Origin of the sequence: Pantoea sp. sgz302252 (genome assembly GCF_047713085.1) — a bacterium.
GTDB lineage: Bacteria > Pseudomonadota > Gammaproteobacteria > Enterobacterales > Enterobacteriaceae > Scandinavium.
The window spans coordinates 15867-33319 of sequence record NZ_JBLFJW010000041.1 but is presented as its reverse complement, the minus strand read 5'-3'; the positions used below and the strand labels follow the sequence as shown (position 1 = coordinate 33319).

Below are 17453 nucleotides of genomic sequence, written 5' to 3'. Positions count from 1 at the left end.
CATTTTTATTACCACCACGACCACCACGGCAATCTGACAGAGAAAGACGAACGGGCCATCCGCAAATTCGGCAGCCACACACACCATTATCGGTACGACCTGCAGCACCGGCTGGTGGAGTATCAACAGAGGCAAAATGGCTATATCCACATAAAAAGCCGCTACCGTTACGACCCGGCGGGCAGACGCATCAGCAAACAGGTGTGGAAGGCGACAGTATTCCACGACGGCAGCTGCAGCCAGCCGGAACTGAAGCAGACGGTGTGGTACGGCTGGGACGGCGACCGCCTGACCACCACGGAAACGGAAGGCACCCGCGTCCAGACAATTTATCTGCCGGGCAGCTTCACGCCACTGCTGCGCATCGAAACACCGGCTGCGGAGCTGAGAAAAGCGGCCCGCCGCACGCTGGCGGAAAAGCTGCAACAGGAAGGCAGCGTGACGCTGCCGCCGGAACTGACCTCGCTGCTGGACAGGCTTGAACTGGAAATTCAGCAGAACGGCGTCAGCGAGGACATCCGCCAGTGGCTGGCAGGCTGTGGGCTGACGGTGGAGCAGATGGCCGGGCAGATGGAGCCTGTTTATATTCCGGATCGGAAAATTCATCTGTACCACTGCGACCACCGCGGACTGCCGCTGGCGTTAATCAACATGGACGGCAGCCTCGCCTGGCAGGCGGAATATGACGAATGGGGCAATCTGCTGCACGAGGATAATCCACAAAACCTGCAACAGCTTATCCGTCTGCCGGGCCAGCAGTCCGATGAAGAAACCGGGCTGTATTACAACCGCCACCGTTACTACGACCCGATGCAGGGCCGGTATATTACTCAGGACCCGATTGGGCTGCGGGGTGGGTGGAATTTGTATGCGTATCCGTTGGCTCCAGTTATGGGGATAGATCCGTTAGGGCTTGATGCAGGCTTTGGAAGTCTAATGGGGGATGGTGGAGCAAAATATGCGGCCAATGTCATGTCAATGGATGTCTCTATGTCTCAAAGCGGGGCATCACCTCAAGATATATCAAACGTTAACAAAAACATATGCATTGGGAGCAATAGTTGGAACCCTGGTAATCAATACATAAAGGGAATTGTATTCGGCTCGTCCGCTATTGGTATTGGCGGGCTTGGTGTGGGTGGGGCAATTGAGGGCGGGATAATGAATGGAGTGCGTAAAATGTCTTTGGGGTGTGCAAAAAATGTTGGGAAGACTGTAGTTGGAAAAAATTTGCAAAATCAGAAGTCTGACCTGAAATTGATAATTAGTGAATGTGTTAAAGGGGCCGTCGACTCAGGGCTTGATGAATTTGGTGGGTTCGCTTTTGATACATCCATTGAAAATTTACCATGATTAGATTTCAACTTATTGTGTTTTAAGCAAAGGATAGGTGTATGAGATCTTTAATTATAATTGCTGTTTTTATGGTTTTTTTTAATGTTAATCCAATACTATCAAAAGAAATTGATTTGTTTACTGACTTAAATGAATACGATGCGGTAGTTCAAGATTTTTACAAAAATTACAACAGCGATAAAGTAGGGCTTTTATATCAGAAGCTACTCTCTCGAACCGGTAAGAAACTCAGTGAAGAGGTGGTTTTGAACAATGTGAGAGAAAGGAAAAAAAATCTGGGGAAACTGATTAAAACCAAATTTCTATCTAGCTATCATGCTTCACCTGACTTACATTATCTTTTTTATCAGGCCAATTATGAGCACTCCACTGCGGTTGAGTTTTTTTGCCTTACTCATGACTCATTAACAGGGGAGCTAAAAATTACTGTTGACCAGATAGATACCGTTAATCAGATGAGAAACGAAGGCGAAGTTGATGAAAGAGTTAGCCAGGCTAAGATGAAAATTGATGAATTTAGAAAATTATATAATCGAGGGCAGTATGAGGGCTTTTACCAACGTGTTGATTTTGGCTCTGAAAATTACACTCTTCCGAAAGATAAATTTGTATCGATAATGACTGAACAGAAGGAAAGTTTGGGGCGATATGTCAACGCTAAATTACTATTTAGCAGAAGCAAAAATAATGGTGTGATATTGACCTATTTAAGTCAGTATGAAAAATATGCAGTTGTTGAACTATGGGGGTTTGTTAGAGACTCAACTGCTGATGAGTTTAAATTGAGAGTATATGAATTTTATTAAGAATGGAGTAACACTGATAGGAGTTCAATGAGAGGATATTATTTTGGTAATGAGAAGTTGAATAGGGTTTTAAGACCTGACGGGCATCCGTGGGGGTATGGTTGTGGTGATGCCAAAACAGATATATAATTGTCCAGCCTTTATTGAGTAGACTGCACGGAGTTAACCCGGGCGACCTGATTCAACACCTCCGATTTCTTTGGCAACTACAGGACGAAAAAATCGGGCTGTATTACAACCGCCACCGTTACTATGACCCGATGCAGGGGCGGTATATCACCCAGGATCCGATTGGGTTACGGGGTGGGTGGAATGCTTATGGGTATCCGTTGGATCCTGTAAGAGATGTGGATCCTTTGGGGCTATTTGATCCTATTAATTTTGGCGATGGATTTAATCGTTATTGCCAGGGGGTAAATTCAGCCGCAACCCAACTACCTGCAGAAGAGGCACATGAAGCAATACATAATATGGAAACAATGCATAATGCATATAATCCGCTATCTGAATATGTTTTGGGGTTATCCGTTGGGGCAGCCGTTGTTGGAATGACAGGTGCAGGTTTAACTGCCGCTTCGGTTGCGAAAAGAAGCGAGGCATGTATAGAAGAGGTAACGAAATCAATTATAGTTGAAGGGGAAAGAAATCCAAATAATCTTTTGTTGAGCTGTACAAAAAGTTTTATAAATGAAGGATTTTCAAGTTTGCAGGGTAAGGTATCGGATTATCTTATTGACATTCTGTATAACTATGAGCCAAAGCAATAGGATTGGGTATGCGTAAAATGATCAAGGTGTCTTTTGTGTTTTTAATAGTGGGTGTCTTTTTTATTTTTTTTCAAAGTAAACATGAGGTGATTAAATATTCAAATGAAAAATCAAGCTATGGCGGCTACAAGACTTTGTCTGAATTGCAATCTGCTGCAAAAAGTGGAATTGTAGAAGCGCAAACAGATCTCGGCATAGCATATGAAAGAGGAGTTATTGTACAGAAAAATTACAAGGAGGCTGCCTATTGGTATAGCCAGGCATCAATGAAAGGATATGCGCAGGCGCAATATGATCTCGGAGTGGCATATGAAAATGGGCGAGGTCTTCACATGGATTTTCAAAAGGCAATGATGTGGTATGAAAAGGCAGCCAGGCAAGGATTACCAAATGCCCAGGTGAATCTTGCTATGCTTTATATATATGGACAAGGAACATCGATAAATTATGAGAAAGCCGAGTATTGGCTGAAACAAGCAGCAGGAAAAAATGACACGGTAGCCATGAACAATATCGCGAATATGTATAGCCGGGGGATAGGTGTTCCTCAGAATTATACAGAGGCAGTGAGGTGGTATAGGAAAGCTGTGCATTTAGGATCCATGAGAGCAAAGAATTCACTCGCTTTACTTTATGAACACGGTCTTGGGACTCTTCCGAAGGACAAGAAAATAGCACTGTCGTTGATTAAGTCATCTGCTTGTCAAGGGTATGCAGTAGCACAAAATAATCTCGGAAGGCTATATTCAGATAAAGATGATGTAATCGCTTATGCATGGTTCTCTGTAGCATCTTCAAATGGTCTGGCCGATGCGAAAGATTCGATGAATAGAATTGCAGGGATACTTAACGAAGAACAACGTCTGCAAGCAGAAAATATCGCTAATAAATATATCGAAAAATACCCTTCGCCAAGAGAGGCAAATGACACTTATAAATCCGGTAGTGAATGCAAATACCAGGAATAAAGAGGCTGTAATGTTTTCAAAATGGATTGTAATCCCGTTGCTACTAATCGCTATTACCGCGTCAGTGTGGTTTTGTTATGGAGACAAAAGGTATTCTAATTATCATTTAACCCCATTAGCCAGTTTCCCTGACTCGATAGAGGGCCTAAAACGAACCTGGTTTTATTGTGAACGATGCCTTAAAGGTGGGCGGTGTGATGCTGAAGATATAACTCAGTGCAAAGCTGTCACGCTCCCGGAGAAAAATGAAGCTCTAAATATTGCGGCAGGAAGGGCTAACATTGAAGCGGTTACTTTTCTGGTTGAAGTTGCTAAAGCTGATGTAGATTTCAAATCCAAAGATCATCAGGAAACCCCATTAATGGCTGCTGCTTATTATGGAACGAAAAATCATGAGAAGATTGCCACTTTTTTGCTTTCGCACGGCGCTAATATTAATGCTGTGAGTAATACCCCTCCAATAGAAACAGCCCTACTAACAGCCATCTGGAAAAACCACCTTGAATTTACGAGATTTTTACTTAAAAACGGTGCAGATCCATCAGTAACATCTAAAGGGAAAAGAGATGGTGATGCTTGTATAACGGCTATTGTTTATCATCGTCCAGATTTCTTTCCTGTAATTCCAGCGTGTTGCAGTTTCATAAAGAATAATCCGGAGAGAGTGAAAGGAATGAAATACGAGTGTCCACAATAAAATGCTAATATCGGGATACCTGAGGCTTATCTGGTATAAGGAAGCAACGGAACGTAGCAACTGCCACGACTATGACGCTGCTCCGATGGGAAGCCGCTACGCAACACTGACGCACACCGCGAACCTTCACTCTCAAGCATGCCGAGCCGAAGCCAATAATGCCCCAACCAGCATAAACAACGACCCAAAGACTTTATTCAGGGCCTTCATCTGACGAGGCCCTTTGATCCAGCCCGCAATGCGCTGCGCCAGCGTCGCATAGCCAATCATCACGATGATATCTACCACAATGGTTGTCACCCCGAGCACCACGTACTGCATCACCTGCGGCTGATGCGGCATGATGAACTGTGGGAACAGTGCCGCCAAAAAGACGATGCTTTTCGGGTTGGTCAGATTCACAAACACCGCCCGTTTAAACAGGTGCCCTCGTGACTGCGTTTTGGCGACGGTATTGAGATCGATAGCGCCCGCGGCGCGCCACTGCTGAATGCCGAGCCAGATAAGATAGGCGGCACCGGCCCACTTCAGCACTTCAAACGCCATTACTGACCGAGAAAACAACGTTCCCAGCCCGACACCGACCAGCACGATGTGAATACCCAATCCGGTTTGCAGTCCGGCAATCGACGCGGCTGCCCCACGATAGCCGTGATTGATGGATGTGGTCATGGTGTTGATAGCCCCGGAACCCGGAGAAAGGCTGAGGATAATCGACGTCAGCAGATAAGCGAACCACCATTCAAAGGTCATCAGAAACTCCCTGAGGGATCATTTTTATGCCACAATACCGTATAAAGCAGGTGTTGTAAGTCACGTCACTGAAAATACGATCTTCCGCGGTTAGCAGGGGTGGATACCCGATGTTTCAGCAACAAATGGACTGGAAAACAAGAGAAAACGCGTATGCTGCTTTCACCATGGGGCCACTGAATGATTTCTGGCGTCAGCGTGAAGAAGCAGAGTTTACAGGCGTAGACGGTGTTCCGGTACGCTTTGTCCGCTTTCGTGCAGAGAAAAACGATCGGGTGATTGTGGTTTGCCCGGGGCGCATCGAAAGCTATGTGAAGTACGCCGAACTGGCGTATGACCTGTTCTACAGCGGTTTCGACGTGCTGATTATTGATCATCGCGGGCAGGGGCTTTCCGGGCGACTGCTCGACGACAGCCACCGTGGGCACGTGGTGAATTTCAGCGATTATGTCGACGACCTGAATGCCTTCTGGCAGCAGGAAGTCGCTCCCGGACCGTGGCGCAAGCGTTACATTCTTGGGCACTCGATGGGCGGCGCGATTTCCACGCTGCTGCTGCAACGCCATCCTGGGCTGTGTGATGCGATAGCGCTTTGTGCGCCGATGTTCGGTATCATCATGCGTCTGCCTGACTGGATGGTGCGTCACATTCTCGATTTCGCCGAGGGCCATCGGCGTATTCGTGAAAGCTATGCGATGGGCACAGGACGCTGGCATGCACTGCCGTTCGGTCTCAATGTCCTGACTCACAGCCGTGAACGCTATCGCCGTAATCTGGGGTTTTATGCGGATAATCCCTTCCTGCGTGTCGGCGGGCCAACGTACCATTGGGTGCGTGAAGGCGTGCTGGCTGGGGAGCAAATCCTGGCAGGTGCCACCGATGACAACACGCCGACGTTGCTCATTCAGGCGGAAGAAGAACGGGTCGTGGATAACCGCATGCACGACCGCTACTGTGAATTACGCGCCGCAGCGGGCAAGCCTTGTGAAGGTGACACCCCGCTTGTCATAGAAGGTGCTTATCATGAGATCCTTTTTGAAAAGGACGCTATGCGCTCAGTCGCGCTCACTGCCATCGTCGGCTTTTTTAACCGACATGATTAATCCGGCACTATGCCGCTCTTACCCAAAGGTTGAATCTTATTATGTACCAGGTTGTTGCGTCTGATTTGGATGGCACGTTACTCAATCCCGACCATCGTCTCTCCCCTTATGCAAAAGAAACACTGCAGCTGCTGACCGCCAAAGGGGTGAACTTCGTGTTCGCAACGGGCCGCCACCACATTGACGTTGGACAAATTCGCGACGGGCTTGGCATCAAGTCCTTCATGATCACCTCCAACGGCGCGCGCGTGCACGATACTGACGGCAATCTGGTGTTTGCGCATAACCTCGACCGCGATATCGCCGCCGACCTGTTCGGTGTGGTGAATAACAATCCGGATATCGTCACCAACGTTTACCGTGATGACGAATGGTTCATGAACCGTCACCGCCCGGAAGAGATGCGCTTCTTCAAAGAAGCCATCTTCAACTATTCGCTGTATGAGCCGGGCCTGCTGGAGCCAGAAGGCGTGAGCAAAGTGTTCTTCACCTCGCCAGGCCATGAAGTGCTGCTGCCGCTGGAGCAGGCGATTAATGCTCGCTGGGGCGATCGCGTGAACGTCAGTTTCTCAACGTTGACCTGTCTGGAAGTGATGGCGGGCGGCGTATCAAAAGGCCACGCGCTGGAAGCCGTTGCCAAAAAAATGGGTTACGGATTAGCAGATTGCATCGCCTTCGGCGACGGCATGAACGACGCTGAAATGCTCTCCATGGCGGGCAAAGGCTGCATCATGGAAAACGCCCATCAGCGCCTGAAAGATTTGCACCCTGAGCTGGAAGTGATTGGCACCAACGGCGATGACGCTGTACCGCACTACCTGCGCCGCCTGTATCTCAGTCAGGCGTAACGCGACTCGCGCCAATGCACAAAAGCCCTGCTGGTCAGGGTTTTGCTGTATAACCAGCCCTGCGCGTACAATGATCGCCTGGCTTCCTGAGAGAATTTCACTGTGGCATTACTGATTATCACCACCGTGCTGTGGGCGTTTTCCTTCAGCCTGATCGGCGAGTATCTGGCGGGCAGCGTCGACAGCTACTTTTCCGTGCTGATGCGTGTCGGCCTTGCCGCACTGGTTTTCCTGCCGTTCCTGCGGGCGCGCAACCAGTCGCTGCGTGTTTTGCTGATGTACATGCTGGTGGGCGCATTGCAGCTTGGCATCATGTATCTGCTGGCCTTCCGTGCTTATCTGTACCTGACGGTTTCTGAATTCCTGCTGTTCACCGTACTGACGCCGCTCTACATCACGTTGATTTACGATCTGATGAGCAAGCGACGCTTGCGCTGGGGCTATCTGCTGAGTGCCGGGCTGGCGGTGATTGGCGCGGCGATTATTCGCTACGACCATATCAGCCCGCACTTCTGGACGGGTTTGCTGCTGGTTCAGCTTTCCAATATCAGCTTTGCCATCGGGATGGTGGGGTATAAGCGCCTGATGGAAATCCACCCAATGCCGCAGCACAATGCGTTTGCCTGGTTCTACATGGGCGCGTTTCTGGTGGCGGTGGTGGCGTGGTTTATGCTCGGCAATCCGCAAAAGCTGCCGACCACCACGTTACAGTGGGGCATTCTGGTGTGGCTTGGCGTGGTGGCTTCCGGGCTGGGTTACTTCATGTGGAACTACGGTGCAACGCAGGTTGACGCCGGGACGCTCGGCATCATGAACAACATGCATGTGCCAGCCGGGCTGCTGGTGAATCTTGCCATCTGGCAACAGCAGCCGCACTGGCCGGGGTTTATCACAGGGGCGTTGGTGATTGTGGCTTCACTGTGGGTCCATCGCCAGTGGGTCGCTCCGCGTTCCGTACAAACGGCAAATGATCGCAAGCGTGGTTCCGCGCTGAGCGAATAAACGCTTCTGTGACTGGCTGACGCTGCTCGCCATCGCGCACAGCAGCGTACAGCCGGCTCCACAGGCCTTCACCCAGGGTTTTGGTTACCACCAGACCCTGGCGCTCAAAACTCTCCACCACCCAGTGTGGCAGGGCAGCGATGCCCATTCTGGCCGCCACCATCTGAATCAACAGCAGCGTGTTATCGACACTTTTCAGCGACGGGCTGACGCCAGCCGGTTGCAGGAAGTGCCGCCAGATATCCAGCCGTTGACGCTGCACCGGATAAATCAGCAAGGTTTCGCTGGCGATATCTTCCGGCGTTATACGCGCTCGCGCCGCTAGCGGATGTTCCGGAGCCAGCACCAGGCGCACTTCATAATCAAACATCGGCGAATAGTGCAGACCACTGCGCGGCAGAATGTCCGAAGTCAGCACAATATCCAGCTCGCCCTGCTGCAACGCAGGCTGCGGGTCGAACGTGACGCCGGATTTGAAATCCATCTCCACCTGCGGCCAGCTTGCGCGGAAGTTTTCCAGCGCAGGGGTCAGCCACTGAATACAGCTGTGACACTCAATGGCGATACGCAGCGTGGTTTGCTGCGGCTCATTGCACGCCTGTAAAGCACGGCTGATCTGCGGCAGCACCTGATTCGCCAGCTGCAACAGAATTTCGCCCTGCGGCGTAAACCGCAGCGGCTGGCTCTTCCGCACGAAAAGCCGAAAGCCAAGGCGCTGCTCCAGATCGCTGAACTGGTGAGAAAGCGCAGATTGCGTCTGGTGCAGCATCGCCGCCGCTGCCGCAAGCGAGCCGCTGTTCCGCAACGCTTGCAGCGTTTTCAGGTGTTTAATCTCGATCATGAAAGTCCTTCACTTCGGCATGAAAATGTTGCGCTTGTGGATCATACAGTAACCGCCAATTATGGATGTGTAAACATCTGGATGGCTAAAATTCGTCACCTTTCGAGCCACAGCGGCGTTGACTGCACTCACTCACCCCAGTCACTTACTTATGTAAGCTCCTGGGGATGAGTTCCCTTGCTGCCTTGCTGCGACTCGAAATCTATAGAATTTAAATTAGGAAGGGCAACACCATGACAATCAAGAACCACACCCTCGGATTTCCTCGCGTTGGCCTGCGCCGCGAGCTGAAAAAAGCACAAGAAAGCTACTGGGCGGGTAACGCCACCCGTGAAGAATTGCTGGCCGTCGGCCGCGAACTGCGCGCTCGTCACTGGCAACAGCAGAAAGATGCTGGAGTGGATTTGCTGCCGGTGGGCGACTTCGCCTGGTACGACCATGTTCTGACGACCAGCCTGCTGCTCGGCAACGTGCCGGCTCGTCATCAGAACAAAGATGGCTCGGTTGATATCGACACTCTGTTCCGCATTGGCCGTGGCCGTGCGCCAACGGGTGAGCCTGCGGCAGCGGCGGAAATGACCAAATGGTTTAACACCAACTATCACTACATGGTGCCGGAATTTACCCTGGGCCAGCAGTTCAAACTGACCTGGACGCAGCTGCTCGATGAAGTGGACGAAGCGCTGGCGCTGGGTCACAAAGTTAAACCTGTGCTGCTCGGCCCGGTAACTTATCTGTGGCTGGGGAAAGTGAAAGGTGAGCAATTTGACCGCCTGAGCCTGCTGAACGACATCCTGCCGGTTTACCAGCAGGTGCTGGCGGAACTGGCAAAACGTGGCGTGGAGTGGGTACAAATTGACGAACCGATCCTGGTCCTGGAACTGCCGCGCCCATGGCTCGACGCTTTCAAGCCTGCATACGATGCGCTGCAGGGTAAAACTAAACTGCTGCTGACCACCTATTTTGAAGGGGTCACCCCGAACCTGGACACCATCACCGCGCTGCCGGTTCAGGGCCTGCATGTGGATCTGGTCCATGGCAAAGATGACGTAGCGGAACTGCACCAGCGTCTGCCTGCTGACTGGCTGCTCTCCGCCGGGCTGGTCAACGGACGTAACGTCTGGCGTGCCGATCTGACCGAGAAACACGCACAAGTTAAAGATATCGTAGGTAAACGTGAATTGTGGGTAGCGTCGTCATGCTCGCTGCTGCACAGCCCAATCGATCTGAGTGTTGAAACGCGTCTTGATGCAGAAGTGAAGAGCTGGTTTGCCTTCGCCCTGCAAAAATGTGAAGAGCTGGCGCTGCTGCGTGATGCGCTGAACAGTGGCGACACCAAAGCGATTGCCGAATGGAGCGCGCCAATTCAGGCTCGTCGCCACTCAAGCCGTGTTCACAATGCTGCTGTCGAAAAACGTCTGGCGGCAATCACCGCGAAAGACAGCGAGCGTAATCGTCCTTATGCGGAACGCGCCGAGGCACAGCGTGCTCGCTTCCAGCTGCCTGCGTGGCCGACCACGACTATCGGTTCCTTCCCGCAGACCACTGAAATTCGCGGCCTGCGTCTGGACTTCAAAAAAGGTGCGCTGGATGCCAACAACTATCGCACCGGTATCGCCGAACACATCAAACAGGCGATTGTGGAGCAGGAACGCCTGGGTCTCGACGTGCTGGTTCACGGAGAAGCAGAACGTAACGACATGGTCGAATACTTCGGCGAGCACCTCGACGGCTTCGTCTTCACCCAAAATGGCTGGGTACAGAGCTATGGCTCGCGCTGCGTGAAGCCACCAGTGGTTATCGGCGACATCAGCCGCCCGGAAGCCATTACCGTAGAATGGGCGAAATACGCGCAGTCTCTGACCGACAAACCGGTGAAAGGCATGCTGACAGGCCCGGTGACCATTCTGTGCTGGTCTTTCCCGCGCGATGATGTGTCCCGCGAAACCATCGCCAAACAGATTGCCCTGGCGCTGCGTGATGAAGTAGCCGATCTGGAAGCCGCAGGTATCGGCATCATCCAGATTGACGAACCGGCCCTGCGTGAAGGTTTGCCACTGCGTCAAAGCGACTGGGAAGCGTATCTGGCCTGGGGCGTGGAAGCTTTCCGCATCAACGCCGCCGTGGCGAAAGATGAAACGCAGATCCACACCCACATGTGTTACTGCGAGTTCAACGACATCATGGATTCCATCGCCGCGCTGGATGCCGACGTGATCACCATTGAAACCTCACGTTCCGACATGGAGCTGCTGGAGTCGTTCGAAGAGTTCGATTACCCGAACGAAATCGGACCGGGCGTGTACGACATCCACTCCCCGAACGTGCCAAGCGTCGAATGGATTGAAGCCCTGCTGCAAAAAGCCGCACAGCGTATTCCGGCAGAGCGTCTGTGGGTGAACCCAGACTGTGGCCTGAAAACCCGTGGCTGGCCAGAAACCCGTGCCGCGCTGGCGAACATGGTGAAAGCCGCGCAGAACCTGCGTCAGGCTTAATCAAGTGATTGCCCGGCGGCACTGTGCTGGCCGGGCTTGCAACGATATGAAACCGTAGGCCCGGTAAGGCGTAAGCCGCCACCGGGCATTTTTAGATTCGCTCCAGTTTAAAACTAACGCCACAAGCATGAGCGTAACGGAGTAAGGTCTCGTAACTCATCTTTGTGGCGTTGCTTTCCATTTTCGAGATTGTGGGTGGCTTTATGCCCATTCGCGCGGCCACTTGTGCAGACGTTAAACCCGCGTCTACCCGCCAGCTTTTCAGCGTCTGCTGCAAGCGAGCCAGTTCTTCTTCGGCGTCCCACGCTTCGCGATAAGCGGGATCCTGCATGGCCTCATCATGAACCTGAGCAAGCGTTTTATATTTCATTCAGCATTTCCTCTAATCTGCGAAGAGCCAGGTCTGCTTCACCAGGCGGTGTCTTCCGGGTTTTTTTAATGAATATCCGCAGAACAAAAATTCGCTTTTTTGCCTGATAGACCCACAATCCGCGAGCGATATCGCAGCCTTCAGTTCGAAACTCAAAGAGACCATCGCCTAATGTTGTCTGCACAAGGACTTGTCAGCAATTAAAACCATGCTGTTGTGGGGCGTTTCTTTCGAAAGCTGAAACGTGCTCGCAAATATGGCTGCAACTCCTCTGTAACGCCCAAAAGGTCCGGAAACCGCCTTCTCCCCTGAAAGTGAACCTCGTAATGTGATGCCGTTGCGGTCAATCCCGTAACCGGGCGTAGGAACCCGAAGGCATTAGGAGGGCACAGGTTTTTCTGTGTTGCGTCGGCGCGCATCAAAGTAAACTCTACGGTGACGCTGATGGGGCAACCGAAAGGTTGGCCGATATCCTCCTGAGTCGGTATTCCTACCCCTGTCAGCGTCACCACCTGTGAGCGTAGGAACTCCAGTGGTGACTCCTCGAATGTATTTAGGAGGCTACCTTATGACCACCATCACCCCCCAAATCCTTTCCAAAACTTTCCAGCACCAAATTGAAGACGTTCTCGATGCGCCACTCTCAGGCTCAGCCGATCTCTTCACCGCTCTCGATCAGTGCGCGGCGTTCGTTTGCGTAATGGTGGAATGTCCGGATGATTATTATCGGCTGGCGTTATGCGGGCGACTGGCGCATGCGTTAACCGTGTTGCGTCAGCGATGCGCTGAAGATTTGCCCGAAAACTTAATCAGCCAGCTAACGGCGGAAACGGCGACGGTGTCTGAAATACCGGACTTTTGGCACGACACAGAATTGCTGCTGGATTACGCTGATGCGCTGATTTTGGCGCTGTCGGGAAAAACGCTGATGGATAAAAATAGTCAGGATCTGGTGGGGTTATTACACGATCTGGTCTTCTTGTTAGTCGATCAGCTTAAAATGCCGTTTATCACGCATTCCTGAATTGTGGTGCTACGCCCGGCACACTCGCCGGGCGGCCTGGCAAAATCTTACCCTTTCTTCCCGCCGTACTGCTTAAACCACGCCAGCATTCTTTCCCAGCCGTCTGTGGCTGACTCTTCGTGATAGCTCGGGCGATAGTCGGCGTTGAAAGCGTGCCCCGCTTCCGGGTAAACGATGATTTCGGCTTTGGCGTTGGCAGCGCGCAGGGCCTGGCGCATCGTTTCCACGCTCTCAAGTGAAATGCTTGTGTCTTGTCCGCCATACAGGCCAAGCACTGGCGCGGTGAGGTCGGTTGCTACATCGACCGGGTGTTTCGGTGAGTTCAGCGATTTTTCACCCACCAGTTTGCCGTACCACGCTACGGCAGCCTTTAGCTGCGGATTGTGCGCGGCATACAGCCAGGAAATGCGTCCTCCCCAACAGAAGCCGGTGACCAGCAGACGATTCGCATCGCCGCCATTTCGGGAAGCCCAGCTTGCGACGTGATCTAGGTCGGCCAGAACCTGTGCGTCCGGCACTTTGGATACCAGGCCGCTGAACAGGGTTGGGATATCGGCATAATCATTCGGGTCGCCCTGACGGAAATAGAGTTCCGGCGCAATCGCCAGATAGCCTTCGTTCGCCAGGCGGCGGCACAAATCGCGAATGTGTTCGTGCACGCCAAAAATTTCCTGCACCACAATCACCACCGGCAGCGGGCCATCGGTGCTTTTTGGGCGAGCGTGATACGCAGGCATGTTTTCGCCCTGCGAGGGAATAGAGGTTTCACCCGCGACGATGGCCGCATCAGATGTCAGTACAGCGGTTGAAGCGTGAGGAGCAGCCGCAGGTGCAAAGCCGGTCTTTTCAGTCATGGCATTCTCCGTACCAATAAATAGCGCAAAGGTAAATATAGTCCGAGGGTTAACAATTCACAGTGCCAGAAAACGGCTATCTTATGTGCAGTGGCGAATGTCGCCGCTTGTTAATGTGATGTGAATCACCTTTCAAAAGAAATTCAATGCAACCATTTTCATTCATAGTGATGAGTGTCACTAAAATCTATCAGCAGCTTCGGTAAAGTGCGTTTTTGCTTCTGCTGATAATTCTGCCCAGAGAGGAGTTTTACTATGTCTAAGTCTGATGTTTTTCATCTCGGTCTCACCAAAAGTGATCTGCAAGGGGCTACGCTCGCCATCGTCCCGGGCGATCCGGAGCGTGTGGAAAAGATCGCCGCGCTGATGGACAAGCCGGTCAAGCTGGCATCGCATCGTGAATTTACCTCCTGGCGTGCAGAGCTGGATGGAAAACCGGTTATCGTTTGCTCAACAGGTATCGGCGGCCCGTCAACGTCTATCGCAGTAGAAGAACTGGCTCAGCTCGGGATTCGTACTTTCCTGCGCGTGGGCACCACAGGCGCGATTCAGCCAAATATTAATGTTGGCGACGTGCTGGTCACGACTGCATCCGTACGTCTTGATGGCGCAAGCCTGCACTTTGCCCCGATGGAATATCCGGCAGTGGCTGACTTCGCCTGTACCACCGCGCTGGTTGAAGCGGCGAAAGCCGTTGGCGCAACCACTCACATCGGTGTCACCGCGTCTTCCGATACTTTCTATCCGGGTCAGGAACGCTATGACACCTTCTCTGGCCGTGTGGTTAGCCGCTACAAAGGCTCCATGGAAGAGTGGCAGTCAATGGGCGTGATGAACTACGAGATGGAATCCGCAACGCTGCTGACCATGTGTTCCAGCCAGGGCCTGCGCGCCGGGATGGTTGCCGGTGTTATCGTGAACCGTACTCAGCAAGAAATTCCGAATGCGGAAACCATGAAAAAGACCGAAAGCCATGCGGTGAAAATCGTGGTGGAAGCGGCTCGCCGCCTGCTGTAGTTTTTCCCTTTTCATTTCTTCGAGAAGCCTCGCAGTTTGCGGGGTTTTTTCTTTTCGGATCACAACATGCCCGGCGGCACTACGTTTGCCTGGCCTACAAAATCGACGGACACGGTTCCGGTTTTGTAGGTCGGGTCAGGCATCGCCGCCACCCGACACTATGTTGAGGCTTTTTGCGCACCGCCTCGCAGGAAATGCCTTTCCAACTGGACGTTTATACAGCACAATTCTATGTTGTGCCGGTAAGTCGTTGACGCAGGGGGAGCGATGGACATTTCAATTATCATCAGCGCAGTGGTCGCACTGTTGGTCGGGGGCATTTTTGGCTGGCTGGCCACCAAATCTCACGCTGACAGGCTGCGGGCGGATTTTCTGGAAGATCGTCACGATCTGGATATCGAACTCAGCGCGGCGAAACAGCAGCTGGCGCAGAACGCCCATTGGCGCGATGAATGCGAACTGCTGAACAATGAATTGCGCAGCCTGCGTGAAATTAACGCTTCCTTAGAAGCCGACCTGCGCGAAGTCACCACACGTCTGGAATCCACGCAACTGCATGCGGAAGATAAAATCCGTCAGATGGTGAACAGCGAGCAGCGCCTGAGCGAGCAGTTTGAAAACCTCGCCAACCGTATTTTCGAGCACAGTAATCGTCGGGTGGATGAGCAAAATCGTCAGAGCCTGCACGGCCTGCTAACTCCGCTGCGTGAGCAACTCGACGGCTTTCGTCGTCAGGTACAGGATAGCTTCGGCAAAGAAGCGCAGGAACGTCATACCCTGGCCCATGAAATTCGCAATCTCCAGCAGCTGAATGCGCAGATGGCGCAGGAAGCGGTTAACCTCACTAAAGCGCTGAAAGGTGACAACAAAACGCAGGGTAACTGGGGTGAAGTGGTGCTCACACGCGTGCTGGAAGCGTCCGGGCTGCGCGAAGGTTATGAGTATCAGACGCAGGTCAGTATCGAAACGGAAGCCCGTGCTCGCATGCAGCCGGATGTGATTGTTCGCCTGCCGCAGGGTAAAGACGTGGTGATCGACGCCAAAATGACGCTGGTGGCATACGAGCGTTATTTTAACGCCGATGATGACTACACCCGCGAAGCTGCGCTTCAGGAACATATTGCTTCCCTGCGTAACCACATTCGGCTGCTTGGGCGCAAAGATTATCAACAACTCCCTGGCCTACGTTCCCTCGATTATGTGCTGATGTTTATCCCGGTCGAGCCTGCTTTCCTTCTCGCTATCGACAGGCAGCCAGAACTGATCACCGAAGCGTTGAAAAACAACATCATGCTGGTGAGCCCCACCACGCTGCTTGTGGCGCTGCGAACTATCGCCAATCTCTGGCGATACGAACATCAAAGCCGCAACGCCCAGCAGATTGCTGACAGAGCGAGCCGCCTGTACGACAAAATGCGTTTGTTTGTGGATGATATGTCTGCCATCGGGCAAGGGCTTGATAAAGCACAGGACAACTACCGTCAGGCGATGAAAAAGCTGACGTCCGGGCGTGGGAATTTGCTGGCGCAAGCCGAGTCCTTCCGGGAATTGGGTGTTGAAGTGAAACGCGAGATTAATCCGGATTTAGTGGAACAGGCCACGGCGGAAGACAACATGCTTTCTGATGAGCAAACCGCTTTCAACGACAGTGAAGACAATTTGTTAGCCCCTGAAGCACCGTCGCAAAGTGAGCCGTTTCGCGTGTCTCAGGGCGGTTGAGGCATAGGGGAAACGCGCCCAATCTGTTACACTCCGGGGATTATTTTCTTCAAAGGCAGGCATTGAGATGGTTGAGGATTCACAAGAAACGACTCACTTTGGCTTCCAGACGGTCGCTAAATCGCAGAAAGAGGACATGGTGGCGCATGTATTCCATTCTGTTGCCGCTAAGTACGATGTTATGAACGATCTGATGTCGTTCGGTATTCATCGTTTGTGGAAGCGCTTCACCATCGATTGCAGCGGCGTGCGCCGTGGGCAGAAAGTGCTGGATCTGGCAGGTGGAACCGGCGACCTGACGGCGAAATTCTCCCGTCTGGTGGGCGAAACCGGCAGCGTTGTGCTGGCGGACATTAACGCCTCCATGCTGAAAATGGGCCGCGAAAAGCTGCGCAATATCGGCGTCATTGGCAATGTGGAATACGTTCAGGCCAATGCCGAAGCGCTGCCTTTCCCGGACAACACCTTTGACTGCATCACCATCTCTTTCGGCCTGCGTAACGTGACCGACAAAGACAAAGCGCTGCGCTCTATGTATCGCGTGCTGAAGCCAGGCGGACGCCTGCTGGTGCTGGAGTTCTCCAAACCGATTCTCGATCCGCTGAGCAAAGCTTACGACGCCTATTCCTTCCACGTGCTGCCGAAAGTCGGCGAAGTGGTGGCGAACGATAGCGAAAGCTATCGCTATCTGGCGGAGTCCATTCGCATGCACCCGGACCAGGAAACCCTGAAGGCGATGATGCAGGATGCAGGCTTTGAAAGCGTCGATTACTACAACCTGACAGCCGGTATTGTTGCGCTGCACCGCGGCTACAAGTTCTGACAGGAGAAGC

Annotated in this window: 16 protein-coding genes and 2 pseudogenes; 13 read left to right on the top strand and 5 right to left on the bottom strand. The window is 52.2% G+C overall.

Annotated elements, in window-relative coordinates:
- From ACLW56_RS22615 to ACLW56_RS22595, 5 genes and pseudogenes are all read left to right on the top strand, one after another.
- On the top strand, window positions 1–1353 hold a 1353-nt coding region (locus ACLW56_RS22615), incomplete at its 5' end, for an RHS repeat-associated core domain-containing protein (RefSeq protein ID WP_330985919.1).
- A gap of 41 nt (window positions 1354–1394) precedes the next feature.
- A complete protein-coding gene (locus tag ACLW56_RS22610; protein ID WP_330985918.1) occupies window positions 1395–2162 on the top strand; it encodes a hypothetical protein in 768 nt (255 codons plus the stop codon).
- 152 nt (window positions 2163–2314) lie between these two features.
- A pseudogene (locus ACLW56_RS22605) lies at window positions 2315–2527 on the top strand (RHS repeat-associated core domain-containing protein); the annotation flags it as partial.
- 410 nt (window positions 2528–2937) lie between these two features.
- Window positions 2938–3897 carry a tetratricopeptide repeat protein gene (locus ACLW56_RS22600; protein WP_330985917.1) on the top strand — a complete coding sequence of 320 codons (960 nt, stop codon included), beginning with the start codon at window positions 2938–2940 and terminating at the stop codon, window positions 3895–3897.
- Window positions 3854–4594, top strand: coding sequence for an ankyrin repeat domain-containing protein (locus ACLW56_RS22595; protein WP_330985916.1), 741 nt, complete (start codon window positions 3854–3856; stop codon window positions 4592–4594). The genes ACLW56_RS22600 and ACLW56_RS22595 overlap by 44 nt, the downstream gene beginning before the upstream one ends.
- 132 nt (window positions 4595–4726) lie before the next feature.
- Here the strand turns inward: ACLW56_RS22595 and rhtB are convergent, their stop codons facing one another.
- The gene (gene rhtB / locus ACLW56_RS22590) at window positions 4727–5347 is read right to left on the bottom strand and encodes a homoserine/homoserine lactone efflux protein (RefSeq protein ID WP_330985915.1); all 621 of its coding nucleotides are present in this window, start codon (window positions 5345–5347) and stop codon (window positions 4727–4729) included.
- A 110-nt stretch (window positions 5348–5457) separates the two neighbouring features.
- On the opposite strand from rhtB, the gene pldB reads away from it, so the two are divergent.
- From pldB to ACLW56_RS22575, 3 genes are all read left to right on the top strand, one after another.
- Entirely contained in the window at window positions 5458–6450 is a 993-nt protein-coding gene (gene pldB / locus ACLW56_RS22585) for a lysophospholipase L2 (RefSeq protein WP_330985914.1), read from the top strand.
- Between the two features lie 41 nt (window positions 6451–6491).
- Window positions 6492–7298, top strand: a complete 807-nt coding sequence (gene yigL, locus ACLW56_RS22580) for a sugar/pyridoxal phosphate phosphatase YigL (protein ID WP_330985913.1) — start codon at window positions 6492–6494, stop codon at window positions 7296–7298.
- A 102-nt stretch (window positions 7299–7400) separates the two neighbouring features.
- Window positions 7401–8300, top strand: coding sequence for a carboxylate/amino acid/amine transporter (locus ACLW56_RS22575; RefSeq protein ID WP_330985912.1), 900 nt, complete (start codon window positions 7401–7403; stop codon window positions 8298–8300).
- On the opposite strand, the gene metR is transcribed toward ACLW56_RS22575, so the two are convergent.
- Entirely contained in the window at window positions 8188–9141 is a 954-nt protein-coding gene (metR, locus tag ACLW56_RS22570; RefSeq protein WP_330985911.1) for an HTH-type transcriptional regulator MetR, read from the bottom strand. The genes ACLW56_RS22575 and metR overlap by 113 nt on opposite strands.
- 233 nt (window positions 9142–9374) lie before the next feature.
- Between metR and metE the strand changes: the two genes are divergently transcribed.
- Complete coding sequence (gene metE, locus ACLW56_RS22565; protein WP_330985910.1) at window positions 9375–11636, top strand: 5-methyltetrahydropteroyltriglutamate--homocysteine S-methyltransferase; 2262 nt, start codon at window positions 9375–9377, stop codon at window positions 11634–11636.
- Between the two features lie 91 nt (window positions 11637–11727).
- On the opposite strand, the gene ACLW56_RS22560 is transcribed toward metE, so the two are convergent.
- Entirely contained in the window at window positions 11728–12006 is a 279-nt protein-coding gene (locus ACLW56_RS22560; RefSeq protein WP_330985909.1) for a helix-turn-helix transcriptional regulator, read from the bottom strand.
- Window positions 11996–12178: pseudogene (locus ACLW56_RS22555) on the bottom strand (type II toxin-antitoxin system RelE/ParE family toxin); the annotation flags it as partial. The pseudogene ACLW56_RS22555 and the gene ACLW56_RS22560, both read right to left, overlap by 11 nt.
- Before the next feature lie 396 nt (window positions 12179–12574).
- On the opposite strand from ACLW56_RS22555, the gene ACLW56_RS22550 reads away from it, so the two are divergent.
- On the top strand, window positions 12575–13030 hold the full coding sequence (locus ACLW56_RS22550; RefSeq protein WP_330985908.1) for a hypothetical protein: 456 nt from the start codon (window positions 12575–12577) through the stop codon (window positions 13028–13030).
- A 47-nt stretch (window positions 13031–13077) separates the two neighbouring features.
- On the opposite strand, the gene ACLW56_RS22545 is transcribed toward ACLW56_RS22550, so the two are convergent.
- Window positions 13078–13884: a dienelactone hydrolase family protein gene (locus ACLW56_RS22545; protein WP_330985907.1), complete on the bottom strand. Its 807-nt coding sequence runs from the start codon at window positions 13882–13884 to the stop codon at window positions 13078–13080.
- A gap of 255 nt (window positions 13885–14139) precedes the next feature.
- Between ACLW56_RS22545 and udp the strand changes: the two genes are divergently transcribed.
- The 3 genes from udp to ubiE all read left to right on the top strand — a co-directional run bounded on the left by udp (window position 14140) and on the right by ubiE (window position 17443).
- A complete protein-coding gene (gene udp / locus ACLW56_RS22540; protein WP_330985906.1) occupies window positions 14140–14901 on the top strand; it encodes a uridine phosphorylase in 762 nt (253 codons plus the stop codon).
- Between the two features lie 267 nt (window positions 14902–15168).
- Window positions 15169–16620 (top strand): DNA recombination protein RmuC, encoded by a 1452-nt coding sequence (gene rmuC / locus ACLW56_RS22535; RefSeq protein ID WP_330985905.1) that lies wholly within the window; start codon window positions 15169–15171, stop codon window positions 16618–16620.
- 67 nt (window positions 16621–16687) lie between these two features.
- A complete protein-coding gene (ubiE, locus tag ACLW56_RS22530; RefSeq protein WP_330985904.1) occupies window positions 16688–17443 on the top strand; it encodes a bifunctional demethylmenaquinone methyltransferase/2-methoxy-6-polyprenyl-1,4-benzoquinol methylase UbiE in 756 nt (251 codons plus the stop codon).
- The last annotated feature ends 10 nt before the right edge of the window (window positions 17444–17453 follow it).